Below are 22,392 nucleotides of genomic sequence, written 5' to 3'. Positions count from 1 at the left end.
GTAGGGGCGTGCGCCGGCCGCTTAGACCGCCAGCACCTTGCCGTTGCGCACGAACGGCAGTTTTACCACGCTTGCGGGACAGGCTTTGTCGCGAATCTGGACGTGCACGGTGTCGCCCGGCTGCACGCCCTTCGGCACGCGCGCGAAGGCGATCGATTCCTGCATGGTCGGCGAGAACGTGCCGCTGGTGATTTCGCCGTCGCCGTGCGGCGTGACGACTTTCTGATGCGCGCGCAGCACGCCCGCGGCCTTGCCGTTTTCCTTCAGCAGGATCAGGCCGACGAACGCGGCGCGCGAGCCGTCGGCTTCGAGGCTGTTCTTGCCGACGAACTCGCGCGGCGAGGCCAGGTCGACGGTCCATGCGAGGCCGGCGTCGAGCGGCGAGACATTGTCGTCCATGTCCTGGCCATACAGGTTCATGCCGGCTTCGAGGCGCAGCGTATCGCGCGCGCCGAGACCGGCCGGGCGCACGCCGTGGGCCGCGAGCGCATTCCACAGCGCTTCGACGTGGGTAGCCGGCACGATGATCTCGAAGCCGTCTTCACCGGTATAGCCGGTGCGCGCGACGGTCAGCTCGCCGAACGGCGTGCCGTCGACGCGCGCGGCGTTGAACGGCTTCAGCGCTTCAGTCGCGGCGCGCGCGGCCGGCACGGTTTGCCAGGCCTTTTCGCGTGCGTTCGGGCCTTGCACGGCGACGATCGCCAGATCGCGGCGCGGCGTGATGGTGAGACCGAAGCCGCCCGCGTTGAGCTGGCCGAACCAGGCAATGTCTTTGTCGGCGGTGCCGGCGTTGACGACCACGCGGAAGTGGTCTTCGGCGAAGTAATAGACGATCAGATCGTCGATCACGCCGCCGTTCGGATTCAGCATGCAGGAGTAGAGCGCGCGGCCCGGCGTTTGCAGCTTCCCGACGTTGTTCGCGAGCGCGTATTCGAACAACGCGCGGACGCGCTCGCCGGTGAAGTCGACCACGCACATGTGGGACACGTCGAACATGCCGGCGTCGGTGCGCACCGCGCGATGTTCCTCGATCTGCGAGCCGTAATTGACGGGCATGTCCCAGCCGCCGAAGTCGACCATGCGAGCATTGAGCGCGCGGTGAGCGGCGTGGAGCGGGGTGTGTTTGAGTTCGGTCATGGGGCCTCGGGTATCTCGCGAAACAAAAAAGGCCATGCGGCGCACTGCCTCGCGGCCGTGTGCCTGCGAGCGTGGTTCTGCATGACCCCTCTGTCCTCGATACCTGAGAGATTGCGCCGCCGCGACTGGCTCAATGAGCTCGATCCGTCACGGTGAAACGCGCGCCCCTTCGGTGGGCAGCCTGCCTGCGGTGCACGAGGTGCGACGCGGATGGCTACTGCCGCTCTCCAGAGTGCGAAAAAGCCGCCGGAAGACGGGTTTTTCGACGCGGTCGGTCCTTTTGCCTGAGAGTTTGCGGGTGTGCCCCTTCGGCGGCGCGGCCTGCGATTTTTCGCCTGCCAGCACGCTCTCCCGACGCGTGCGGCGAATTTACGCGACGGGCCGGGGCTTGTCAAATAAAGGCCCGGCAGCGGTGTGGGGCCGGCTGTGGCTGTTCGGGGGCGTCAAAAAGAAAAGCGCGGACCGTGGTGCCCGCGCTTTTCAGTTGCTTCTCCCGGTGCCATCCGTGACCGCACGATGAGCGGTAGTGGGGGCTCACCTGGTGGCGCGTTTGCCGATTCGGTTTGCCCACTTGCTCGCTGACTCACTCGCCGATCGCATGAGCCGCATTGTCCAGTTCCTGATTCAGCACGCGCTGTTCTTCCGCGGACAAACCGCCGCCGTGCTGGGCGGCCATGTCATGCGCTTCCTGGCGGATCGTCTCGAGACGGTGATGCAGCGCGGCGCCTTGCGGCGGCGGGTAATAGCCCTGATTCACGCGGTTATCGATACGGTGCGCGAGATTGTCGATGCGGCCGTCGACCTGATGCAGACGCTGGTCCGCGATCTGTTGCGGACTCGGGCCCGGATGCGGCGCCGGCGGGGGCGTTACCACGCAGGCGGCGACGGAGCCGAGCAGCGCGCATGCAACAAGGGCACGGATGATTCGAGACATGGATTCTCCCGGAGTCGTTGTCGTGTTGAATTGCTACCTCATTAGCAACGGCTGACGAAGAACGCCCGCTGACCTGGCAGCGGGCGAATTTGTAACGTTATGTTCCTTTCCGGAGCGTCAGGAAAGCCCGCGCCGACAGCCTTCGCGGCGCTAAAGGCGGTCCCGTTTTTGGTGCACAGCTCGTGGTGGCGCGGTGTCGACACGCAGCGGGGCGGGGTTCAGCGAATCCGCTCGAACGGCAGTCGCACGCCCTGCTCGGAACTGCGCGCGGCCAGGTCGATGATCGTCATCACGTCGACCGCGTCGCGCGTGCTGATCGGAAATGCGACGCCGTTCTGGATCGCGTCGGTCAACGCAATATAGAAGCCTGCGTACTCGCCGTTGCGGGTCGGCAATTCACACTCGACTTCCTCGTCGCCTTCGAGCACGCGCAGCACGCCGGGGCTGTTGCCGGCGCCGAAGCCTGCGTCGCCGGGGCGCAGGCCCGCTTTCAGCTGATCTTCCTGGGTGTCGAGGCCGTACTTCACGTAGCTGCCGCGCGTGCCGTGGATAGCAAAGCGCGCTCCCGGCAACGCGGTCAGCGCGCTTGCGTGCAGCACGACCTCGAACTCGTCGTAGCCGAGCTGGATGTGCACGTAGTCGGGTGCACTTGCGTCGTCGCGATGGGTGCGCACCGTCGCCGATACGGTCCGCGGCGCGCCGAAGAGGGCGAGCGCCTGGTCGATCAGATGCGGACCGAGATCGAACAGCAGACCGCCGCCGCGCGTCACGTCTTCGCGCCAGCGCTGACGCGCGCCCGGCCGGAAGCGGTCGAAATGCGATTCGTACTGCGTGAGGCGACCCAGTTCCACGCGCGCGAGCAGATCGCGCACGGTCAGAAAATCGCCGTCCCAGCGGCGGTTGTGAAAGGGCACGAACAGCTTGCCGCGCGCGAGCGCGATATTGGCAAGCGTGTGGGCGTCGGCGGCGCTCAGCGTGACAGGCTTGTCGACGACCACATGCTTGCCGGCTTCGAGGGTGCGGCGCGCGAGGTCGAAGTGGGTGTCGTTGGGCGTTGCGATCACGACGCAGTCGATGTCGTCGAGCGCGAGCAGCGCGTCGAGATCGGCGACGATTTTCGCGTGCGGATAGTCGGCGTGCGCGCGCTCGGATTGCCCGGTCGCAATCGCGGCGACCCTCGCGCGTCCGCAGTGTTCGATCACCGGTGCGTGAAAGGTCGCGCCGGCGAAGCCGTAGCCCATCAAACCAATTTTCAGCGATGCGGACATGCGAGTCTTCCTGGAGGAGCGGCGCGCCGCCTTGCCACCGCGGCGGCGGCGCGCAATCTCATCATTGTGGCATTTGTGGGCTGGACTGGGGGCTGAGCATGACGGCCGGCCTTGCGCGCAGCCCGTCGGGGCGTCCGAACCATCGAGGCATCCAACGAGGGCGTCCATCGCGGTGGTCATCGCGGTGGCCATCGCAGTGGCCATGTTAACATCGCACCTCCCGCGCACATTGCGCCGCGCAGCATGCCCCGGGCCTTCGGCCGGGGCCACCCGCCGGTCCGACCTCAGCGGCCCTCAACCGCATTACCCATCCACAAACGATGTCCGCAGGCCTGAACCCCGCTCAAAGTGAAGCGGTCCGTTATCTCGACGGTCCCTGTCTCGTGCTCGCCGGCGCCGGCAGCGGCAAGACGCGCGTGATCACGCAGAAAATCGCGCACCTGATCGAAGCGAAGGGCTTCGAGCCACGCCACATCGCCGCCGTCACATTCACGAACAAGGCCGCGGCAGAGATGCGCGAGCGCGTCGGCAAGTTGCTCGAAGGCAAGACGCTGACCGCACCCGGCAAGGAAGGCCGCAAGGTGCCCGTGAACCAGCTGACGGTGTGTACGTTCCACTCGCTCGGCGTGCAGATTTTGCGTCAGGAGGCGGAGCATGTCGGCCTGAAGCCGCAGTTCTCGATCATGGATTCCGACGACTGCTTCGGCATGATCCAGGAGCAGGTCGGCTCGACGGACAAGGGCTTCATCCGCAAGATCCAGTCGATCATCTCGCTGTGGAAGAATGGCCTGATCATGCCCGAGCAGGCGATCGCGACCGCCTCGACCGAGGACGAGCATCAGGCGGCGATCGTCTATCGCAACTACGTGGCGACGCTGCACGCTTACCAGGCGGTCGATTTCGACGATCTGATCCGCCTGCCCGCCGAACTGTTCGCGAGCAACGAGCAGGTGCGCGACCGCTGGCAGAACAAGCTGCGCTATCTGCTGATCGACGAGTATCAGGACACCAACGCATGCCAGTACGAACTGGTGAAGCTCCTGGCCGGCAAGCGCGCGGCGTTCACGGCGGTCGGCGACGACGATCAGGCGATCTACGGCTGGCGCGGCGCGACCCTCGAAAACCTCGGCCAGCTCGGCAAGGATTTCCCGAACCTGCACCTGATCAAGCTCGAACAGAATTACCGCTCGACGGTGCGCATCCTGAGCGCCGCGAACAACGTGATCGCGAACAACCCGAAGCTGTTCGAGAAGAAGCTGTGGTCCGAGCACGGTATGGGCGACACGATCACGGTGACGGGCTGCAACGACGAGGAGCACGAGGCGGAGTCCGTCGTGTTTCGGCTGTCCGCGCACAAGTTCGAGCGGCGCGCGAATTTCCGCGACTACGCGATCCTCTATCGCGGCAACTTCCAGGCGCGCATCTTCGAGCAGGTGCTGCGCCGCGAACGGATTCCGTACGTGCTGTCGGGCGGCCAGTCGTTCTTCGATAAGGCCGAGATCAAGGACATCTGCGCGTACCTGCGTCTGATCGCCAACGCGAACGACGATCCCGCGTTCATCCGCGCGATCACGACACCGCGTCGCGGCGTCGGCAATACGACGCTGGAGGCGCTCGGCGCGTTCGCGGGTCAGGCGAAGGTGTCGCTGTTCGAGGCGGTCTACATGGGCGGCATCGAGGCGCGTCTGTCGCCGCGTCAGATCGAGCCGATGCGCGCGTTCTGCGACTTCATGCAGCGCCTGACCGACCGCGCGGAGAAGGACGCGGCGGGCACGCTACTCAATGAGCTGATGGAGGCGATCCACTACGAAGCGTATCTGTACGACGCGTTCGACGAACGCCAGGCGCAGGCGAAGTGGCAGAACGTGCTGGAGTTCATCGAGTGGCTCAAGCGCAAGGGTACGAAGGAAGAGCCGGAGTACGGCAGCGGCAGCGAAGCGACCGGCTACGACACCGCCGACGGCTTCGGCGACACCGGCAAGAACCTGCTCGGGCTGATCCAGACGGTCGCGCTGATGTCGATGCTCGAAGGCCGCGAGGAAGATCCGGATGCGGTGCGGCTGTCGACCGTGCATGCGTCGAAGGGGCTCGAGTATCCGCACGTGTTCCTGGTCGGCGTCGAGGAAGGCATCATGCCGCATCGCGGCGGCGCGGACGACGAGCCGATCGACGACGCGCGCATCGAGGAGGAACGCCGGCTGATGTACGTCGCGATCACGCGCGCGCAGCGCAGCCTGCATCTGAACTGGTGCAAGAAGCGCAAGCGGGCGCGGGAGACGGTCGTCTGCGAGGCGTCGCGCTTCATCAACGAAATGCTGCTCGACGATGCGCCGCCGCCGACACCGGAAGAAGCGCCGATGTCGCCGAAGGACCGGCTCGCGAGCCTGAAGGCGTTGTTGCAGAAGTCGTGAGCGGGCGGGACTGCAAGTGCCCGCCAGTTGCGGTTGCTTGCGATTGCACAGAAAAAATCCCTGCATCGCGTTAGCGCATGCAGGGATTTTTCATTTCAGCGACGACCGATGCCGCGTGCTTTACTTCACCGCGCTGACCATATAGTCGACCGCGGCCTTCACGTCCGCATCCGATGCGTTCGAGCCGCCCTTCGGCGGCATCGCGCCCTTGCCGTGCAGCGCGTAGTTATAGACGGTGTCCATCGGGTCCTTCAGGCGCGGCGCCCATGCTTCCTTGTCGCCGAACTTCGGCGCGTTCAGCACGCCGGCCGCGTGACAGGCCTGGCATACCGACTGATACAGCGCCTTGCCGGCCTGCGAGGCGTCCGCGCTTTGCGCGCCACCTGCTGCCGGGGCGGGAGTCTGCGGCACGCTGGCCATTGCGGCCAGCGCCGCGGCGGCCTGGGCCGCGCCCGCATCCGATGCGCCTGCTGCACCGGATGCCGCTGCCGCACCGGATGCCGCGGCCGCGCCCGCCGCCGGCTGCGCCGGCTCGGGGAAGCTCGCGCCCGAATTGTTCGCCATATAGACGACCGCGCGCGCGATCTCGAAGTCACTGTAGTCGTCGGGGCTCGTGCCGCCGCGCGGCGGCATGGCGCCCTTGCCGGACAGCGCGGTGTGCCACAGCGTGTTGAAGCCCTGCGCGATGCGCGGCGCCCAGTCGGCGGTGTTGGTGAATTTCGGGGCGCCTGCGGCACCCGACGCGTGACACGCCGAGCAGACCGCCTTGTAGACTTCCTCGCCGCTCTTGTAGACGCGCGGTGCGTTGGTGTCGCGGATCTCGACTTGGGCGATCGGATGGATGCGGGAGGTGACTTCGGCTTCGGAGAGAGAGTCGGTGCCGGCGCCGGTGCGCGTCGAATTATCGACGTAGACGGCGAGCAGAACGATGATGACGATCGGCACAGCAAACCCGGCGATGACCGCGGCGATAAGCTGTGCTGGGGTTTTGATCGGGGCTCCGTGTGGTGCTTCGCTCATGCTTGTCTCGTCTCCGTGGGTGTGTGAGCGGTACAGCGCGACGGCAACTTCTTGTTCTTTATCAGCCACGGACGATTATAGACGCAAGCTTTCGGCGGCGGCGAGGGGGCCAGGACGGTGTTCAGGAGGCGTTTACCCGGATCGGCATGGACGATGGCAGGAGTCGGGGAAGACGCTGGGATGGGCGTCGGAGGCCGTCCTGTGGACGGTTCGGCCGAAACCGGGTATCCTTGCGGTCTCTCGCGTTGGCGTCGCGTCCGTTCTGGTTGGCGCGCTTTCGCGTAGATTCCCCGCAGTTTTGTGGTGAAGCGCCCGTAGCTCAATGGATAGAGTACTGCCCTCCGAAGGCAGGGGTTGCTGGTTCGATCCCAGCCGGGCGCACCAGAATTTGAGAATGATGCTGGGTGATCTAAACCCAGAGAATCAAGGCCCTACGGCGAAAGCCAAGGGCCTTTTTTCATTTCTCGTGTTGCCCGAAACCTCCCTTTATGCGCCATTTGGCGGAAAAGGGGCGGAGTTGAGAATAGCCCAGACCCAATAACAATCAATTATTGTCTGGAGCAGAAATGGCAGGGATCTGGAAACGAGGCAAGTACTGGCGCGCTGAAATCCGCCGTGTTGGTTATCCGCACCAATGGAGTACCTTCGATACAAGGGTCGAAGCAGAGACTTGGGCTCGTCGTATCGAGTCGGAAATGGATCGCGGAACCTTTGTGGATCGAACCGAAGCTGAGCGCAACACTTTTGGCGATCTGCTGCAGCGGTATGCAAAAGAAGTATCGCCCCAAAAGAAAGGCGAGGCCGAGGAAGTCTTACGGATTCGAAAAATCTCACGGGATCCGATTGCCAAATATAAGGTCGCCGCGCTCAGTGGCAAAGTTGTCGCCGAGTATCGTGACCGTCGTCTCAAGGGAGACGCGGAGCATCGCCCCGTCAGCGGCTCGACGGTCAGCCGGGAGCTGACTCTACTGTCCCATGTGTTGAACGTGGCCCGGAAAGAATGGGGCGTGCATATGGACGTCAATCCGGTCTCGATCATCCGTCGACCGCGCGAAAACCGTGCCCGTACCCGACGGCTGTCAACCGGCGAGGAGCAGCGCATCCTTGCTGAGTTGAAGCTCAGTCCGCGCGATGAGCACGGCCGGTTCGCGGAAGGGGGATGTCGTAACAAGTGGGTTCTCCCAGCGGTGATTGTCGCGATTGAAACCGCCATGCGCCGAGGTGAAATTCTCTCGCTTTCTTGGGCCGACGTGTTTTTGGATGAGCGTTTTGTACGGCTTCACGACACCAAGAACGGCGAAGCGCGAGATGTGCCGCTCTCAAGTCGCGCAGTGGAAGTCCTCAAAAGTCTACCCCGAAACGACAGCAACCTTGTTTTCCCCATTACGGGTGAAGCCCTGAAGCGCGTGTTCATGCGCGCATGCAAGCGCGCGGGCATTGCAGATCTCCATTTCCACGACCTGCGCCACGAGGCTACTAGCCGCATCGCCGAACGGCTCGACAACATCCTCGAGCTGTCGGCAGTTACCGGGCATAAATCGGTCCAGCTTTTGAAGCGCTACTACCATCCGCGAGCGACAGACTTGGCGAGGAAGCTGGGCTAGCACTAACCCGGCCATTTACGCGCCCGGACTGAAATGAAACCCCCGTTTATGCGCCATGTACGGCTGTGGGTGCGGCCGCATAGGATGCGCTCAACGTAACTCAACTCAGAGCCGCCGGGCGCAGCCCGCAGTGGCACGACTCAACGGTGAGTAACTTAACTCCGAGTCACTTGACTCAACTCTAAGTAGTTCAACGGGAAGTTACTCATCTCATCATGGAGCAAAGCAATGATCCTGCTGGTCGCCGCTGAAAAAGGGGGCGTGGGAAAGTCGACCATCGCAAGCAATTTGGCGGTGTGTCTGGCCCATGGTGGTCTAGATGTCGTTCTCCTAGATACCGATGGACAGGCCACGGCGGCGCGGTTTGTAGAGCGGCGCGATGAGGCCGGTATTTCGCCCGCCGTACCGTGCGTCCAACGCACTGGCGAAGTCGCTTCGACGCTGCGGGACCTTGCGCGTCACTACCAGGTGGTCGTAGTTGATGCAGGCGGTCGGGACTCGCGCGAAATGCGCAGTGCAATGGCCGTCGCAAGTTTGATCTTAGTTCCAACCAAGGCCAGTCAGGCAGACCTGGAGACGCTCCCGAAGGTCAACGAACTGATCGGCCTGGCGCGCGGACTCAATCCAGAGCTGAGGGCAGTAGCAGTTCTTTCGATCGCACCATCCAACCCCGTGATTCGTGAAGTCGAAGACGCACGGAAGCTGCTGGCCGAGTTCGACCAGCTTGAACTGGCGGACACGATCATTCGGGACCGCAAGGTCTATCGCGATGCTCTGCTGGCCGGCAAGGGCGTCACCGAGCTCGACAACAGCCAGGCGCGCGCGGAGATCCAGCTTCTGGCGCAGGAATTTTTCGACCTCAGCTGACAGGATCCGATTCACATGACCAGCAAATTCAAGCTCGCACCAAGCATAGCCTCGCCAGAGCCGCGCCCAGCCAACGCAGAGGAATTTGCCAATGGTGCCGGAATGGTCCATTCGCAACAGCCGCAACGGCCTCTGAAGCCAGTGCGGCTCAATCTCGACCTAACGCCGGATTTGCATGAACGAGTTCGACGCCGTGCAGCCGATCTGCGGCTCACCGGCGCGCAGTATGTGCGGGAATTGATATTGAAGGACCTGAAGGATCGAATACTGGAGTGACTCAACTCCACTCAACGCTGAGTGACCTAACTCAATTCGCGTGGCCCAACCCATAGGAGAGGCATATGCGCCACACGCTGGAATATACGCTTTGCCGCACCCATCAAGGTACATCGCTAGTCACGCTCGATTCGCCGTTGGGTAACGGACAGGAAATCAAGCCCGACACACTCCGCGCGCTCGCTTACGCATTGCTGGATGTAGCCGCACAGGCAGAGCGGCAAGAACCTGGCGGCAAACACTACAGGTCGCGCAAGTGCGTTGTTCAATTTTGAAGCGGCCAACCGACCGACCGGCCTGACAACTACCCACCTATCAACGAGGTGAACATGACTGCATCCATTGTGCCCCACCGGCTGGCCTCGATTCCACTGGAAGCCGACCTGGCCAACGTATTTGAGCGCGATGCTCCGACGCTCATGTGCTTCGCACGTCCTGAAGAGCTCGCGACCGCCTGCTCGAACGACTACCCAATCGAGTCGGTGTCTCTGTGCGGGCTCATCGAGCTGCGCCTGTTCGGCAGTTCGCCGATGTACCTCGCAGGTTGAGGTTGCCATGAAGAATCACGTGGAATTTCTCGATGTGCACGAATTCGTCGGCCTGCTGGAGCGATGCAATCCGGGCAAGGAAGAAGAAAAGACGGTCAGTCGCTGGGCCACCATGCTGCTCGAAGGCGGTCGAAAGACATTCGGCGCACTGCGCACAGAGGTACTTGACGTGCGCCTTGATAAGCTCGCACAGCATCACCCGAACTTTGCTGAGGTGATCGGCTGGATCGAAGCGGAGCTGGCATTCGCCAAGGTCGCTGGGCGAGGTCTCGACTTCCAGCGGCTGCTGCTCGTCGGCCCACCGGGCACTGGCAAGACTACGTTCGGCCTGGAACTGGCCGACGTGCTGGGCGTGCCGTCCGAGGTCGTCGCGATGAACCAGCGGCAGGCCGGCTCGTTCTTAACAGGCACCGAACAGCACTGGGCGAACACTCAGCCTGGAGCGGTGTTCAGACTGCTGGCCCGCTCGAAGGTCATCAATCCAATCATGGTTCTCGATGAGATCGAGAAAGCCGCCAAAGATCCGCGCTGGGATCCGCTAGCCGGTCTGTACACACTGTTGGAACGCCGCACGGCAAGGCAGTTTGCCGATGCGGCGCTGCCCGACGTTCACCTGAACGCCTCGCACATGAACTGGATTGCAACCGCCAATTCGACCGAAGACTTAAGCTCGGCCCTGCTGTCGCGCTTCAACATGTTCGAGATTCGTCGACTGACGGCCGACGAAATGGCCGCGCTCGTCCAGCGCATGTACGCGCGCCTGATTGACGAAAATCCCGGCGTACGCATGCACGTCGATGAGCAACTGCCGGATGACGTGTCCGATGCGCTCGTCGGTGCGATGGAATCCGGCCGCGACATCGATCGCGTGCTTCGCCGGATCTTAGGCCGTGCGCTCCAGTCTGGTGGAGGCATGAGCGTTGGCATGATGGTTGAAATGGTCGCAGTACCGGCTGCTGCGCGGCAGAAGATCGGCTTCGTCTGATATGGGAGCGGGAATGGAAACCCGGAAAGGGGATATGAAGAAGGTATGCGGCAGCGACATTGCCGAGAGCCCGCATGGATTCGAATCTGACGACCTGCGTGGCGCGCAGGGTGCTGTGCTTGCGGCTCTCCTCAGGGGGCGTACGGAACTACTGGCGTGTCCGCAGATTCGGGCCTACTCAACGGGAACGCCACGCTGGGACATCGACTCCGCTGAGACATACAAGCCGGAAGTAACGGGGTTCATCATTATCGGCGCATTGCCGCCAGTCATTCGTGACGCGTTTTTGCGTGAGCACGGACCCGCCTTCATCCTCCTTAATCCGCGCGTCAAGCTCGCTCGGAGCGGAGACTGGGAACATTTCGTCGGGACGCTAAAGCAATGACAAAGCATTCGAAACGTCGCCAAAAGTCAACGGCAAGTATTCGCTCGCTGAAGGACGTGTCATTGGGCCGCGAAACTCGAATGACTGCCGCAGAACTGGTAAATGTCCTTCAGCAGCTCCCAGAGCACGCTCGCCTCAGTGTGTACCTCTCGGACAGAGGTCTACCACGCATACGTGAAACGCTTCATCTGCTCGAATCGCCGAAGAACGCGACCCGGCTACGCAACGCCATTGCCGAATTTCGAGACGCAAAAGCAATCGAAGCACTCAAGCAGCCCCCAATCGCGTCCAGTCTTGCCGAGGTGACGTTTGACCCCGATGTACAGGCCGTTATTTTTGATGCCTTCGGATCCCTTTGCCGGATCACTGATTTGCGGCGACCGTTCCATCGGCTGATCAACCTCGGCGGGGGAACTGGGTTCTGGGCTGCGCGGAAGGCACTTATGACACAACCCTTCGACCTGCGTGAAGGAGCCGCCGCGCTACGGCTCGACCCGAAGCCTGAAGTCATGGAGGCGCTGGAATCTGCTCTTACCGCGGAGCTGGCGAGCATCGAGCTTTACCCTGAAGTGCACGATGTGCTGGCCGACCTACGTGCGCGCGGCATCAAGGTCGCCATCGCGTCCAATCTGGCAAAGCCGTACGCCGCCCCTCTACTTGCCCTACTGCCGTTAGAGCTCGATGCATATGCCTGGTCGTTCGAGGTCGGCTACCTGAAGCCGGATCGCCGGATATTTAAATGGACTTGTAAGCGGCTGGGCGTTGCCCCTGAAAACACGCTCATGATCGGCGATACGCTCAGCGCGGACTACGATGGCGCACTGGCCGCTGGTATGCAGGCGATCCACCTGCGGCGACCAGACGAAACGGACGGTGGAGAACGATGACCCGAGTGCATCTCAACTGGTAGAGTCGAGCCTGTTGAATACTAGAAGATCCGCTTCGATTCGTGGGCCGTAATACACTCGCCCATTGTCAACAACATGGGTTCGAGCACCGGAGGTACGATGCCTACGCAGGTCCTCTTCTTGGGCATAAGAAAGACGACTGCGAAAGAACTGCCAATGCCAACGCTCGGTGAGCGCAGCTTGGTCCGGTCCGCTAGCTGCAGCACCCCTTTGATAGCTCTCCACTTGGACTTTTGGCCAAGGCGAGTCGTCAGGCAGGCCCGTGTTTTCCGCTTCAATACCGATGAAATTTGAGTGGCCGAGTCGGCTGCCCTGCCAGACACCGCTGCCCGCATGGTGGCATTTGCCGGCCGAGACCACGTAGACGGCGACTTGTCATACGCCGCATTTATTTATACGCGATCGAAGGCTCTTGTGGTGCCCTTCCTTACGGCGAATGTTCGGTAGGCGACTGCACTAAATCGATCGATTGCGCACGCGGCACGTCTTTCGGCGCTCGATACTGCGCACGAAAGCGGTAACCGCAAGCGGTATCGTTCTGATTGGAATATCCCCACCGGGAGCATGATGCTAGACAAATATTTAACTCAGTCGCCGTCTAATGCCTGCCTCGGTGTCTTCGCTGCTCGCGTCGCGGTCGTAGTTGTCGGCCAAGCGCTCAAGAAGCTTTGAGGCAACGAACGGGTGCGACACCTGAAGCATTTGGCCCCATTTGCGGTACTTTTCCGCGAGCGCACGTTCCTGGTCACCACCTTCGCCGCGCCAATGTGCCCCACGCGAATTGTATACACCGGTACGTGCCCCGCTCATTAGGGGCTCTGACTGGACATCTTCCATCACGTCCCGTACCGGCTCACACGGCCACCCGCCATCGTTGCCAACCGGAGCGCTGGACAGTAGCTTGCCAATACAGTGGTCGGCAATTTCGGAACGGCCCAACTCGGCGCAGGATTGTCGAACGGTCGAGATCCACTTCGCCAGACCATCCGCCTCGAGTTCGCCGAGGTCGTTATGGCCGGGGATTCGATGGATGGCCTCCAACAGTTTGTAACCCCGCTCGGCCATCTCCGTGATGCGATCGGGCGGGACCTGAAATTCAGCAGGGTCGGACGCACCGTCCTCGCGCTTGTAGATCCAAGTTATTGCTTGGATGAAAAGCTCGGGGTGTGCCCCGACGTAACGCTCGAGGTTCGGGATTCCATAGGAGCCCTGGCGATCCCAAGGGCGGGCTAGTGCCTCAATGTAGGCGAATTCCAGACCAGCCTTTTCGTCGAGAGTTAGCGCCGGACTGCTGTTAAGGTGCTTGAAAGCCTCTTCAACATAGTAATGTTCGAGCATGTAATCGCCGGGCCGATCGTTACCCCCCCGTGCCATCGCCGACAACAGGCGGAAAAGGACCTGCGCGTCGAGTTTGGCTGGCTTGAACTTAGTGCAAGAGAACGCCGCGCGGGGTCGTTCTACCTTCAACAACCTTTCGACCGCTTCGTTGTTTTCGGCATCCGCGCCGAGAACCCAGTCTGGGGTGACTTCGCGCCAATACTTGGCCTGGGCCGCCTCGCTGAGGGTATCGACCAGCTTCCAGGTGCTTCTGCCGAACGGCGCGAGGACAAACAGCTGCACCACGTCCTCTGCGGAGAGGCCAGCTGCGACGCCTTTGAGAACCGCTTCGCGTATGTCGTCATCGACCAGAGCGCGCACCGCGCCGCAGATGAGGTTCTTGTGTGAGTGAATCTCTTCCTTGCCGGCGAGGATTGGCGCGAGCGCGAGCCGTAACAGTTCCTGGAGTTCTTGTTCAGACAGCACGGCGCTGGCCGCGAGGCCGCCGATCACCCATGAAGCTTTCATGCGTTCGGCAAGCTGCAAGATCCCGGCGAGACCACGTTGCGCGACGATTTCGCGCAACGCCTCGATCCTCAGGCTCGTGATGCGCTCCTCGCGCTTACTGAAGTCGATTTTTTCGATGTCTTCATTCTCGTCGGCGGACGTCTCGACCCACCCGTCGCGGAATAACCAGGCATGCTTGTTCAGAAGGTCGCTCGGTTCGAGCGCAGCGTATGCAGCCATGCCCGCAGTTGCCAAGCCGGTTGATTTTGCACTCTTCTTTGCGCGCATTGCTGCACGTTGCGACATTGTCGAGATGCGGATTTTCTCGCGCATCGCCGCTTTATCGGCATCGCTCGCCTTGTTCTTCGCCCAGTCTTCGACCAGCGCCCACACACGATTTTGGTCGGCCTCGGTCAGATCGTACAGACGCTCAACCAGATCGCACAACATCCCAAGCGAATGGTTCTGCCAGGTCAAAGCCATCTCGACCATCTCGCGCATGAATTCGATGGTAGGCCCCCACGTTAGAAACGGTTCGCCGAAACCGTAGCCGTCAGGACGCCAGCGCGGCTTGTGGCTGTGATGGCCGACTTGATGATGCGTGCCGAACTGCGCGACGCAGATCTTCCATGCAACGTTTGGAAACCTCTCGGCCAGTTTCTTCATCAGGGCGACCCGCTGCTCGTGATTCGCGGCCGTCTGCGGCATCCAGGCGCGGAAGATAGACTCCAGCGAGTTCGTCGGCTTGTTGACCCAGTTGTCGTTGATCTCTACCTGCGCGAGCCGGGCGAGGATGGAAGCAGCGCGAGGCAACGTCACAGGATTCCAGGAAAGACCCTCCAACGCCCAAAGCAATCCGGTTCGGCTCGGACTGCGTCCGAACACGCCAGGGTCCACCGGACGCAGGAGTCCGAGAACAGCGGGATTTTCGGACTTGAGGTCGCGCTCCAGGATCGAGAGGAATTCATCGGGAGCAGCTTCCGCATAGGTGGGAAGGTCACGGTCGTTGGCCTCCAGAATCCGCGTGGTCAATGGCTTCGGAAGTAACTCACGCACAACGCGTATCGCCTCAATTTCGGTATCGACGCCGAGGCGACTCTTGAACAGTTCCCCGCCGTGGACGGCCAATAAGACCAGCGTTTCCGAAATGCCTTCCCGGAAAAAACCGGAAAACTCGCGCGTCTTGCCGTGGATCGAAGCGGCCCAGCGCTGATCCTCGTCCAGATCGAGCGCTGGATCGTCTTCGCCGAGTACCATGCGTGCTACCGCGAAATAGCGATTCAGGTCGGCCTGCGTTATTGCGCCAGCGATAGCGTAAAGCAGGTCAATCTTCGAAATCGCGCCCCTATAGGTTCCGACCGACCAGATCGGCGCGTCGTTCAATTGAGCAAGGCTTTGGCAATCCTTCTCAAGATCGTCATAGGAACGGTCGCCGGCTAAAAGTGAAAGTCCGATCTTGTCGGTCTCATTCTGGCTGTTCCATGCACCCACGAACAGGAACGGCACGAGGCTTGCCGCCGTCTGGCGGTCTTCCGCCCATTGCGGCGTTCGAACTGCGGGGACCGTCGAAAGCTGACGACGCAAGACGGTGAGAGATCGGCCCGAGACGCTCGCAAGTCGCGAGATTTCGTCACGGTTCTTGCCCGTCTCTTCGAGCGCCTTGTTGAAGGTTTCGTAGTTAGCCGGCTCAAGAACGATGTCAGGCGTTGTGGTCGCTGCGTTGCGAGGGTAGATGACGAAGGAGTGCAACGAATTCGCAGAGGGAGCGAGTTCGCGCTCGACTTCCCGCGTGAACGCGACCGGAATGAAGGTCTGCGCGCCCGCTGCCAGACGCGGCAAGACGCCAGGCTTATCGAATACCAGAACGCGGTCGCGATATGACGCCAGATCGTTGCCCCCACGCTCGCTAAGCAACTGGGCGAGGAAGGCAAGCGCCTCGTCAGTCGAGTCCGCTGCAATCAGAATCGGCCCGTCTGACGGTTTGGATAGGCGAGCGAGCATGGTGCGCTTGGTCGCCTCGATGGCGGAGTTAAACAGAGCACCGGTCAACGGCGGGGTGCAGATGCCGGCCCAGTCTGCCCAGCATTTGTCGAGCGAACGAACGTGCTGCGCGGGGATGTGCGTTTCGTTGGCGAACCACGCTTGCGCTGGCAGCGACTGTTCGACCCATTGCTCAAGATCGCTCGCGTCGTAAGCTCGAACATCCTTCCAAAGTCCCTTCGCCTTCTTGGCCGTAACCCACGCGGCCTTCCCGGCCCACCGGCGCGGCGTGACGAACACAAACGTCGTCTCCGCGCGCTCCTTGTTATCAAGAGCCCTCACGCTCTTTTCGAAGTCGCCTTCCGCCTTCGTCTTGGGGTCCTCGTTGGTACCAAACTCCCAGCCGGAACGCCCGGCAGGCACCCAAGGCGCTCCTTCGTTTGCCTCTACGAACCCGTCCCATCCCGGGCGCTCTGCATCGTCGTTACCGGGAAAGTCCACTTTGGTAAGCCCATCGCCAGTCGAGTGCACCAGAGTGCGCAAGAAAACCGCCAGACGGGTGCGCGCCGGGATGTTATGCGAGACCCAGCCTTCAATATCGTTGGCTTTAATTTTCAGGAAGGGCGGCACATACGCCTTGATGTCAGCGGGCGCATCCTTCTGCTTGGCCTGCGCCGCATCGTACTGCGCCTGCATTTCCATCAGGTCCTTGAGCGGGTAGTTAAACGCCTTCTCTAGGCGTGCGGCCATCTCGGCGGACAAAGCGGCGTTACCGTTGAGCAAGTTCGACAAGGCAGGGCGGCCTACTCCCATGAGCTGGGCGGCTTTGGTGACCGACATCCCCTGCGGGATGATCTCGACCTTGATACGCGCTCCCGGGTGCGGGACATCGGTAGACTGAACCATGAGATCCTCAAGTAATGTGAGCAGGCAAATCGCCACAGGGTAACCGCCCGAGGATATTGTATCGTGTAGCGCTACACGATACAATTTTATCCGATGAGTGTTGTCCAGCTGTGACGACCGACCAGACGCAGGTACGGGTGACTGTTCTTGGGAGCGGTCGCTTGAGCCGATGCGGGATTGATGCTCGGACCGAGCAGAAATTACATATCCACTGGAATCGGGCGCGGAGATCCGTTGTTTGGATCAAAACCGACGCCGAACGTTTGGCCGTGAGCGCGAGCGAATGGCGGGAGATGGCCGAACTTTGCCGGACGCGCGGTTGGTCCGTTTCGGTTGGCCGGCTGTTGCAATAGGATCGACCACCATTTCGCGACGGCGTCATGCCGTTATGCAACAATCAGCGACACACCACTGCCTCCAATTCCGAACGTTGCATGAGCGTTTAGCCAAATGCAACGGCTACGCTCGAATCAACCGGCAGTAGCCGGGCCAACAGCGGACCTTCGTTCGATGCGTTGCTCAGTCGTCCGGAGGGCCGTTGCACTCTGCGGATTCAACCGATACCCGTTGTCTTTCGCGACTGGCTGCGTTTAGCCTCAGTTGCCTCTGCGACGGAGGTACGTTCGATGGGCATATAAAACCAGTGACCTTTCCTGGGCTTGTATATCAGCTTCGTTTTGCTTGAGGCTTCGGTTTCAATCCTCGGATCTTCCTGTACGGACTTCGAAGCATCGACCGTAATTTCAACCCTTTTGAATACGCAGCCCCGAAGAAATTTCACTTTCGGACCTTTGCCGAAATGACTACAGATTATTCGATAGCCTCGCCACAAGGGTCCGAAGTAGTAGGAAGCGGAGATGAGGCCGATTAGGGCGGTCGCAAAGGCAGTAATGAAGACGTTATGCCAGACGCTGTGCGCAGCGATACCGACCACTACAGAGTAAAAGCAAGCCCACAGGACTCTTCCAATCCAGCCTAGACCGCTGGTGACATACACCTCGAACCCGCCTAGGTCGTTTCGGTTAGACGCCTTCAGTTCACGTATCATGCAATCCATCCCTCTAGGGTGCCAGTCCAGATGACACAGAAATGCGCGCCCGTTCTCGCCTCCCTTCGAACCATAGAAGGCGATGCAGCTCGATAGCCAGCCGGTTTTCATGAATTGTGTGGGAGTTCCGACCATCCCAATTTCGTATTCCCGCTCCCTAATAGATTTGACGTGGATCGGGATGTCCGTTGCCCCATGTTCACTTTTTTGCTCTTTATAGTCGATTTCCAATTCGAATCTCGTCCGGTTGATGTCTATCTGATCAGTTCGCGCCCAGCCAATTCCGTACACGACAAGAATGCAAAGAGCGGGAAAAGCTATTTCCCTTGGGTTATCGGCACGACCGTCTATTCCTTGATGCATTCGCAGCTTGCGAGTGCTGCTCGCGCTGCCGCCACTGCGCGGAATTCGTCGAGCCACGCATCTCGCCGCGCGGCGGCTGGTGACGCCGCACTGGTTGCTGATTGCAATCGGGTTCCCTCGTAGGGGTGCCAAAGTTGGATTTGGGAATCGGTTACTATCGAGGGAAACATAGTTCGTAGCCACCCAAATCCAGGTATGAAGTTGTCAATTGCAAAAGACCAGCGGATTCATTTGGTGAACCACTCACCGAATCTTTACGACCGCGCATTGCGTTCTCACGACGGCCTTACAACTGCCGTTCTGGCGGTCGCGTCAGTCGAAGCGCTCACGCACGACCTTGCGACCTGGTTAGGCTGGCTCGACGATCACGCAAAGGAGTTCCACCCGAAATCCGATTCAGCTTCGCCAGCTCGACTGTTTGACAAACAGCATGTGTGGTGCAGCTCTGCATTCGGGCATGAGCTAACGGAATCGGAAGCTAAGCTTCTTGAAACGCTCGATGATCTCGAGTCCGATAAGAAATCTGTCGCCCTCAAGATTCATAAAATTCTTGGCTTGTTGCCCAACAACAAAGAGGGCACGGCAACGACGCACGACCTTAAGGATTTTGATTTTTTGGTTGCGGTCCGGAACGAGATCGTTCATCCCAAAGGCGAGCGCCTCTCGCAGCGACTGAAGGGAAGCAAGACGAGCGGCAACGTCGCTGGTCACAGTGCGTTGGTACGACGACTCGAGGCTGAAAATTTGATTGATCGCGTGCAAGTGCACGAAAGTTGGTTGAACAAGCTGAAGAAGCCGTTCATCGATTGGTGTCTGCTCACGACATCAAACGTTGTTGAGGACGTATTGGCTGCGCTACCCGCCACCAGCCTAATGAAGTCATTTCGGCACCAAGCTTCGATTGGACGTTACGGCGTTTACGCCGCACCGAAGTCCTAACTGGGTGACGGCTAACGTTGCTGTGATGCTGTGAGTAGCCGATCGCTGCTGCATTGAGGATCCGGAGATCTGCGTGCGCTCACGGGCGACCGTTCCCAGCCCTGACATCGTTTCACCGCCGCCCTCGTCCAACAAGGAAAACGCCGGGCATTGAAGTTCCTATTGAGATAGGGCTCGCAATGCCTGCTTGAACTGACAAGGTTCCCCTTCCGGTCCGCTGCCGCGAGAGTAAGCGTCGGGTCACCACAGAAGAGCAGGAGAATAGCAATCTCAGGTCTTTCGGCTCTGGTTCCGCAGCAGCTTGTGAACTACCCGGTGGCAATTTGCACAGAGACACTGCAGATCATCGAGCGTCGTCTTGTGGCCCTCTCCCATCTCGCTCACGTGTGTGGAGGCGTGATGAACTTCGATGCATGCCTCGCCCTCTTCCTGCCCATACTGCTTTACCGGATCAAGGCTGCACCGCTCACACGAGAGTAGTCCGTGCATTCGCCGATACTGCGCCCTTTTTGCACTCGCGAGTCCCGGCGCCCTTTCACGCCTTAGATGCGATTTGAGCTTGACGTCACCTTCCCGCCACTCACGATCGGTGTCGATTTCTCTGTCGGGAGGCTCGAAGGCTTCGCCTTTGCGTACGATCTGATAGCCAGCATCTCGCAACAGGGTAAAGCACAGCCCACCAGCAGTGAAATTCCCCGGAACGACAGATTCGCCATCAAGCGCCATCGAAAGAGCAAGTCCAAAAACAGCTTTTGGAGGAAGGCGGCGACCGTCGTCAGCGATTAGGTCATAGTCTATTGACGGGCCGAAGGAATGCTCCACTTCTTCTTCGACCAATTTCTGCACCGCGCGCCAGATGAAGTCGGGCGTCGCGCGACGTAGAACGTCGGCGGGGAGACGTCCAGAGCTTCGCATATCCACCTGCGTCTCCACACCTCCGAGAAGCGCAGCCAACTCATCACTGGTACCATCAAAGGCAGTCGCTATTCTGATACGCTTCGTGGAATTGCCGCCCCTCGCGTTCGAACTTGGGTCGCTGCGAACGTCTTTCATGCGACTGCTCAGCAGACCGCAGATCGTTTCAGGGTCCAGGCTGCCTTCGGCTTCACTCAAAATCGCGCGCATACTAAGTGGCATCGACTGGACGGTTGTGCTATCAACCCATGCGCCCAGGACAGGGACCGCAGCAAACGAGAGCCGGTTCATAAGCAAGAGCAATGCCTTTGTGTAGTCCGCATTCACCGATCCAGGATGACCCTTCGCTCCGCCCCGACTGTGCAGGATCAGGTCCGCCTGCTCCACCGAGAATCGCGCATCCAGTCGCGAACCCACCTCGTCCTTTACGAGAAATAGTTGTCCCGACAATTCGTCTTCTCCAGTAGATAGCGCGCGGCTTGTATAAGCTGTATAAGTGGAATCGCCTTCGAGAAGCAAATCATCGAACGGCCCGAGCAGCGCATTCAGGTAACTTTCCGAAATCTGCGGCAACGAGGATCTGTCACACAAACGCGCCGACGCGACTCTCGTCTTCTACACCTATCGTCCACAGATATTTGTCGAACACCCTATCGTGGAACCACTGCTCCTGGAAGATGGCTCGCGCTATGTCTCTGGGCTGCCCATCGGGAACCAGCGACCAGCCGATTGCTTCGTTCAAGCTGGCGATAGCCAAACGCACGGATGGTTGGTGCACCGCATACATATCACTCCACGCTCCCGCAAAGTCAGCGTATGACCCATTGACCCGCCAGCCTCGCTTGCCCTCGGCCCGGGGTTGCTCCTTTCGCCAGGCATTCAAGGCGATAATCGCGCGCTTGTCGTAAATGCGGATGTCGTGCCGTCCACTAAACCAGAGGAACTTAGTGGCGGCGCTCAGCAGATTCGGTGCTGCCCGGTCACGGGTGTCCGGAAAGATTGCACCTAGTCCGTTGGCCAGCCGAACGACAACGCTGCTTGCGTCACAAGCGTTGTCAGCCGCAGCGTCCGTCACAGCCAACGCCACCTCATCCCACAGTCGTTCTATCTCCACGTCTGCATCGTTCGGGGGTAGGTCAGGCAGGACAAAGTTTCGGGCGACCATGTACTTTGCGCTCAGCAGTTGTATGCGAGCGCCAGGAGTCGCGGCTACGTCGGACGACGCCAGCAGGTCCAGGTACTTGCGATCGGTGACATACCACTGATTAAGATAGGAAAGTGCGCTGTGGCGCACCAGATACTCGTGCATGTTGCGTTTCGTCCGTTTGACTCATTCTGGCGACAGAAGATTAAACGAACGCAGGAAGTTTTGAAAGATATTACCCAGTTCCACGTGGACCATACGCGGCGGCAGGTGCTTCGCGATTGAAAGGAACGAAGTTGACCTATTAGTTCTCTCGATTTTCTGTCGTTTTTCGGAGGAACGATTTTGGCGAGATGTCCGTCACTTGCGACTGCCGATCAATCGCCCGCTGGGTAGTCGACTGAATGTCCGCATCGCGAACTTGACGTTGGAACCAAGAACCATGGCTCGCGGCAACGGGCCGCGTGCTGCCGATCACCACTTCACGACGTTCGGGGACAACATGCTGTTTGCGTGAGGCAGTGAGCGGCCGATACTGTTGAAAAAGTCGCTGCGTGGCTTTTTCAGTTCTCCCGCGAGAAAATCGACCTCTCAGATCGGCCTACAGGCCGCTCGCGCTCGCCGGTCAAGGGTAAGGAGACCCCTGAAAACCTCTCGAGAGAGAAGGTCAGCGACTTTTTCAACAGTATTGGCCATGAAGCGTCATTCGGCCGCGCCGATGCTCGGGCAGTGAGACGTCACTTGGCCCCTGAAAGCGGTCATTCGGATACCTGTTGCGAACATTGCTTCTATGGCAATAGCGGTCTCTGACACGAAAACTGCGGGTCTTCACACAGCGTCGACGCTTATCCATGCGCGCACCGGAAACGTATGTAGCAGTGACTGATAATTCGCGAATATTGGCCGTTAGAATAAACTAGCGGTTTACTA

The 22,392-nt window shown here is 60.3% G+C and carries 18 protein-coding genes, 1 tRNA gene and 2 riboswitches; of the genes, 11 read left to right on the top strand and 8 right to left on the bottom strand.

The genetic code is table 11. The features are described from left to right. Window positions 1-21 precede the first annotated feature (21 nt). From gcvT to OKW29_RS35200, 3 genes are all read right to left on the bottom strand, one after another. Entirely contained in the window at window positions 22-1,137 is a 1,116-nt protein-coding gene (gene gcvT / locus OKW29_RS35210; RefSeq protein WP_429294185.1) for a glycine cleavage system aminomethyltransferase GcvT, read from the bottom strand. An 80-nt stretch (window positions 1,138-1,217) separates the two neighbouring features. Then, window positions 1,218-1,378, bottom strand: a riboswitch (glycine riboswitch). A 21-nt stretch (window positions 1,379-1,399) separates the two neighbouring features. Then, window positions 1,400-1,501, bottom strand: a riboswitch (glycine riboswitch). A gap of 219 nt (window positions 1,502-1,720) precedes the next feature. Continuing rightward, window positions 1,721-2,071, bottom strand: a complete 351-nt coding sequence (locus tag OKW29_RS35205) for a hypothetical protein (protein WP_429294184.1) — start codon at window positions 2,069-2,071, stop codon at window positions 1,721-1,723. A gap of 218 nt (window positions 2,072-2,289) precedes the next feature. Next, entirely contained in the window at window positions 2,290-3,339 is a 1,050-nt protein-coding gene (locus OKW29_RS35200; RefSeq protein ID WP_429294183.1) for an oxidoreductase, read from the bottom strand. Window positions 3,340-3,659: 320 nt separating this feature from the next. Between OKW29_RS35200 and OKW29_RS35195 the strand changes: the two genes are divergently transcribed. After that, window positions 3,660-5,750, top strand: coding sequence for a UvrD-helicase domain-containing protein (locus OKW29_RS35195; protein WP_429294182.1), 2,091 nt, complete (start codon window positions 3,660-3,662; stop codon window positions 5,748-5,750). 120 nt (window positions 5,751-5,870) lie between these two features. Here OKW29_RS35195 and OKW29_RS35190 read toward each other — a convergent pair whose 3' ends face one another. Then, entirely contained in the window at window positions 5,871-6,770 is a 900-nt protein-coding gene (locus OKW29_RS35190) for a c-type cytochrome (protein ID WP_429294181.1), read from the bottom strand. Window positions 6,771-7,078: 308 nt separating this feature from the next. On the opposite strand from OKW29_RS35190, the gene OKW29_RS35185 reads away from it, so the two are divergent. From OKW29_RS35185 to OKW29_RS35145, 9 genes are all read left to right on the top strand, one after another. Further along, window positions 7,079-7,154 (top strand) — tRNA-Arg (locus OKW29_RS35185). Between the two features lie 182 nt (window positions 7,155-7,336). Then, on the top strand, window positions 7,337-8,374 hold the full coding sequence (locus tag OKW29_RS35180; protein ID WP_429294180.1) for a site-specific integrase: 1,038 nt from the start codon (window positions 7,337-7,339) through the stop codon (window positions 8,372-8,374). A 228-nt stretch (window positions 8,375-8,602) separates the two neighbouring features. Next, complete coding sequence (locus tag OKW29_RS35175; protein WP_429294179.1) at window positions 8,603-9,241, top strand: division plane positioning ATPase MipZ; 639 nt, start codon at window positions 8,603-8,605, stop codon at window positions 9,239-9,241. A 15-nt stretch (window positions 9,242-9,256) separates the two neighbouring features. Next, on the top strand, window positions 9,257-9,517 hold the full coding sequence (locus OKW29_RS35170) for a plasmid partition protein ParG (protein ID WP_429294178.1): 261 nt from the start codon (window positions 9,257-9,259) through the stop codon (window positions 9,515-9,517). A 65-nt stretch (window positions 9,518-9,582) separates the two neighbouring features. Then, complete coding sequence (locus tag OKW29_RS35165) at window positions 9,583-9,792, top strand: hypothetical protein (RefSeq protein WP_429294177.1); 210 nt, start codon at window positions 9,583-9,585, stop codon at window positions 9,790-9,792. Between the two features lie 54 nt (window positions 9,793-9,846). Continuing rightward, window positions 9,847-10,065: a hypothetical protein gene (locus OKW29_RS35160; RefSeq protein WP_429294176.1), complete on the top strand. Its 219-nt coding sequence runs from the start codon at window positions 9,847-9,849 to the stop codon at window positions 10,063-10,065. A 7-nt stretch (window positions 10,066-10,072) separates the two neighbouring features. Continuing rightward, complete coding sequence (locus OKW29_RS35155; RefSeq protein WP_429294175.1) at window positions 10,073-11,050, top strand: AAA family ATPase; 978 nt, start codon at window positions 10,073-10,075, stop codon at window positions 11,048-11,050. Between the two features lie 13 nt (window positions 11,051-11,063). Further along, window positions 11,064-11,435 (top strand): hypothetical protein, encoded by a 372-nt coding sequence (locus OKW29_RS35150; protein ID WP_429294174.1) that lies wholly within the window; start codon window positions 11,064-11,066, stop codon window positions 11,433-11,435. Continuing rightward, window positions 11,432-12,322, top strand: coding sequence for an HAD-IA family hydrolase (locus OKW29_RS35145; protein WP_429294173.1), 891 nt, complete (start codon window positions 11,432-11,434; stop codon window positions 12,320-12,322). Before OKW29_RS35150 ends, OKW29_RS35145 begins: the two co-directional genes overlap by 4 nt. Window positions 12,323-12,925: 603 nt before the next feature. On the opposite strand, the gene OKW29_RS35140 is transcribed toward OKW29_RS35145, so the two are convergent. Beyond that, the gene (locus tag OKW29_RS35140) at window positions 12,926-17,053 is read right to left on the bottom strand and encodes a HigA family addiction module antitoxin (protein ID WP_429294172.1); all 4,128 of its coding nucleotides are present in this window, start codon (window positions 17,051-17,053) and stop codon (window positions 12,926-12,928) included. A 553-nt stretch (window positions 17,054-17,606) separates the two neighbouring features. Beyond that, window positions 17,607-18,332, bottom strand: a complete 726-nt coding sequence (locus OKW29_RS35135; RefSeq protein ID WP_429294171.1) for a hypothetical protein — start codon at window positions 18,330-18,332, stop codon at window positions 17,607-17,609. Window positions 18,333-18,659: 327 nt separating this feature from the next. Here OKW29_RS35135 and OKW29_RS35130 point away from each other — a divergent pair, with 327 nt between their 5' ends. Further along, window positions 18,660-19,403 carry a hypothetical protein gene (locus tag OKW29_RS35130; protein WP_429294170.1) on the top strand — a complete coding sequence of 248 codons (744 nt, stop codon included), beginning with the start codon at window positions 18,660-18,662 and terminating at the stop codon, window positions 19,401-19,403. Window positions 19,404-19,673: 270 nt separating this feature from the next. On the opposite strand, the gene OKW29_RS35125 is transcribed toward OKW29_RS35130, so the two are convergent. Both OKW29_RS35125 and OKW29_RS35120 read right to left on the bottom strand, forming a co-directional pair. Then, window positions 19,674-20,891 carry an HNH endonuclease gene (locus OKW29_RS35125; protein ID WP_429294169.1) on the bottom strand — a complete coding sequence of 406 codons (1,218 nt, stop codon included), beginning with the start codon at window positions 20,889-20,891 and terminating at the stop codon, window positions 19,674-19,676. A 10-nt stretch (window positions 20,892-20,901) separates the two neighbouring features. Then, the gene (locus OKW29_RS35120; RefSeq protein ID WP_429294168.1) at window positions 20,902-21,627 is read right to left on the bottom strand and encodes a hypothetical protein; all 726 of its coding nucleotides are present in this window, start codon (window positions 21,625-21,627) and stop codon (window positions 20,902-20,904) included. Between the last annotated feature and the right edge of the window lie 765 nt (window positions 21,628-22,392).

It is taken from the genome of Paraburkholderia sp. CI3, from assembly GCF_050436505.1.
Classification (GTDB): domain Bacteria; phylum Pseudomonadota; class Gammaproteobacteria; order Burkholderiales; family Burkholderiaceae; genus Paraburkholderia; species Paraburkholderia tuberum.
The sequence above is the reverse complement of the archived record's forward strand: the minus strand, read 5'-3'. Positions and strand labels throughout refer to the sequence as shown.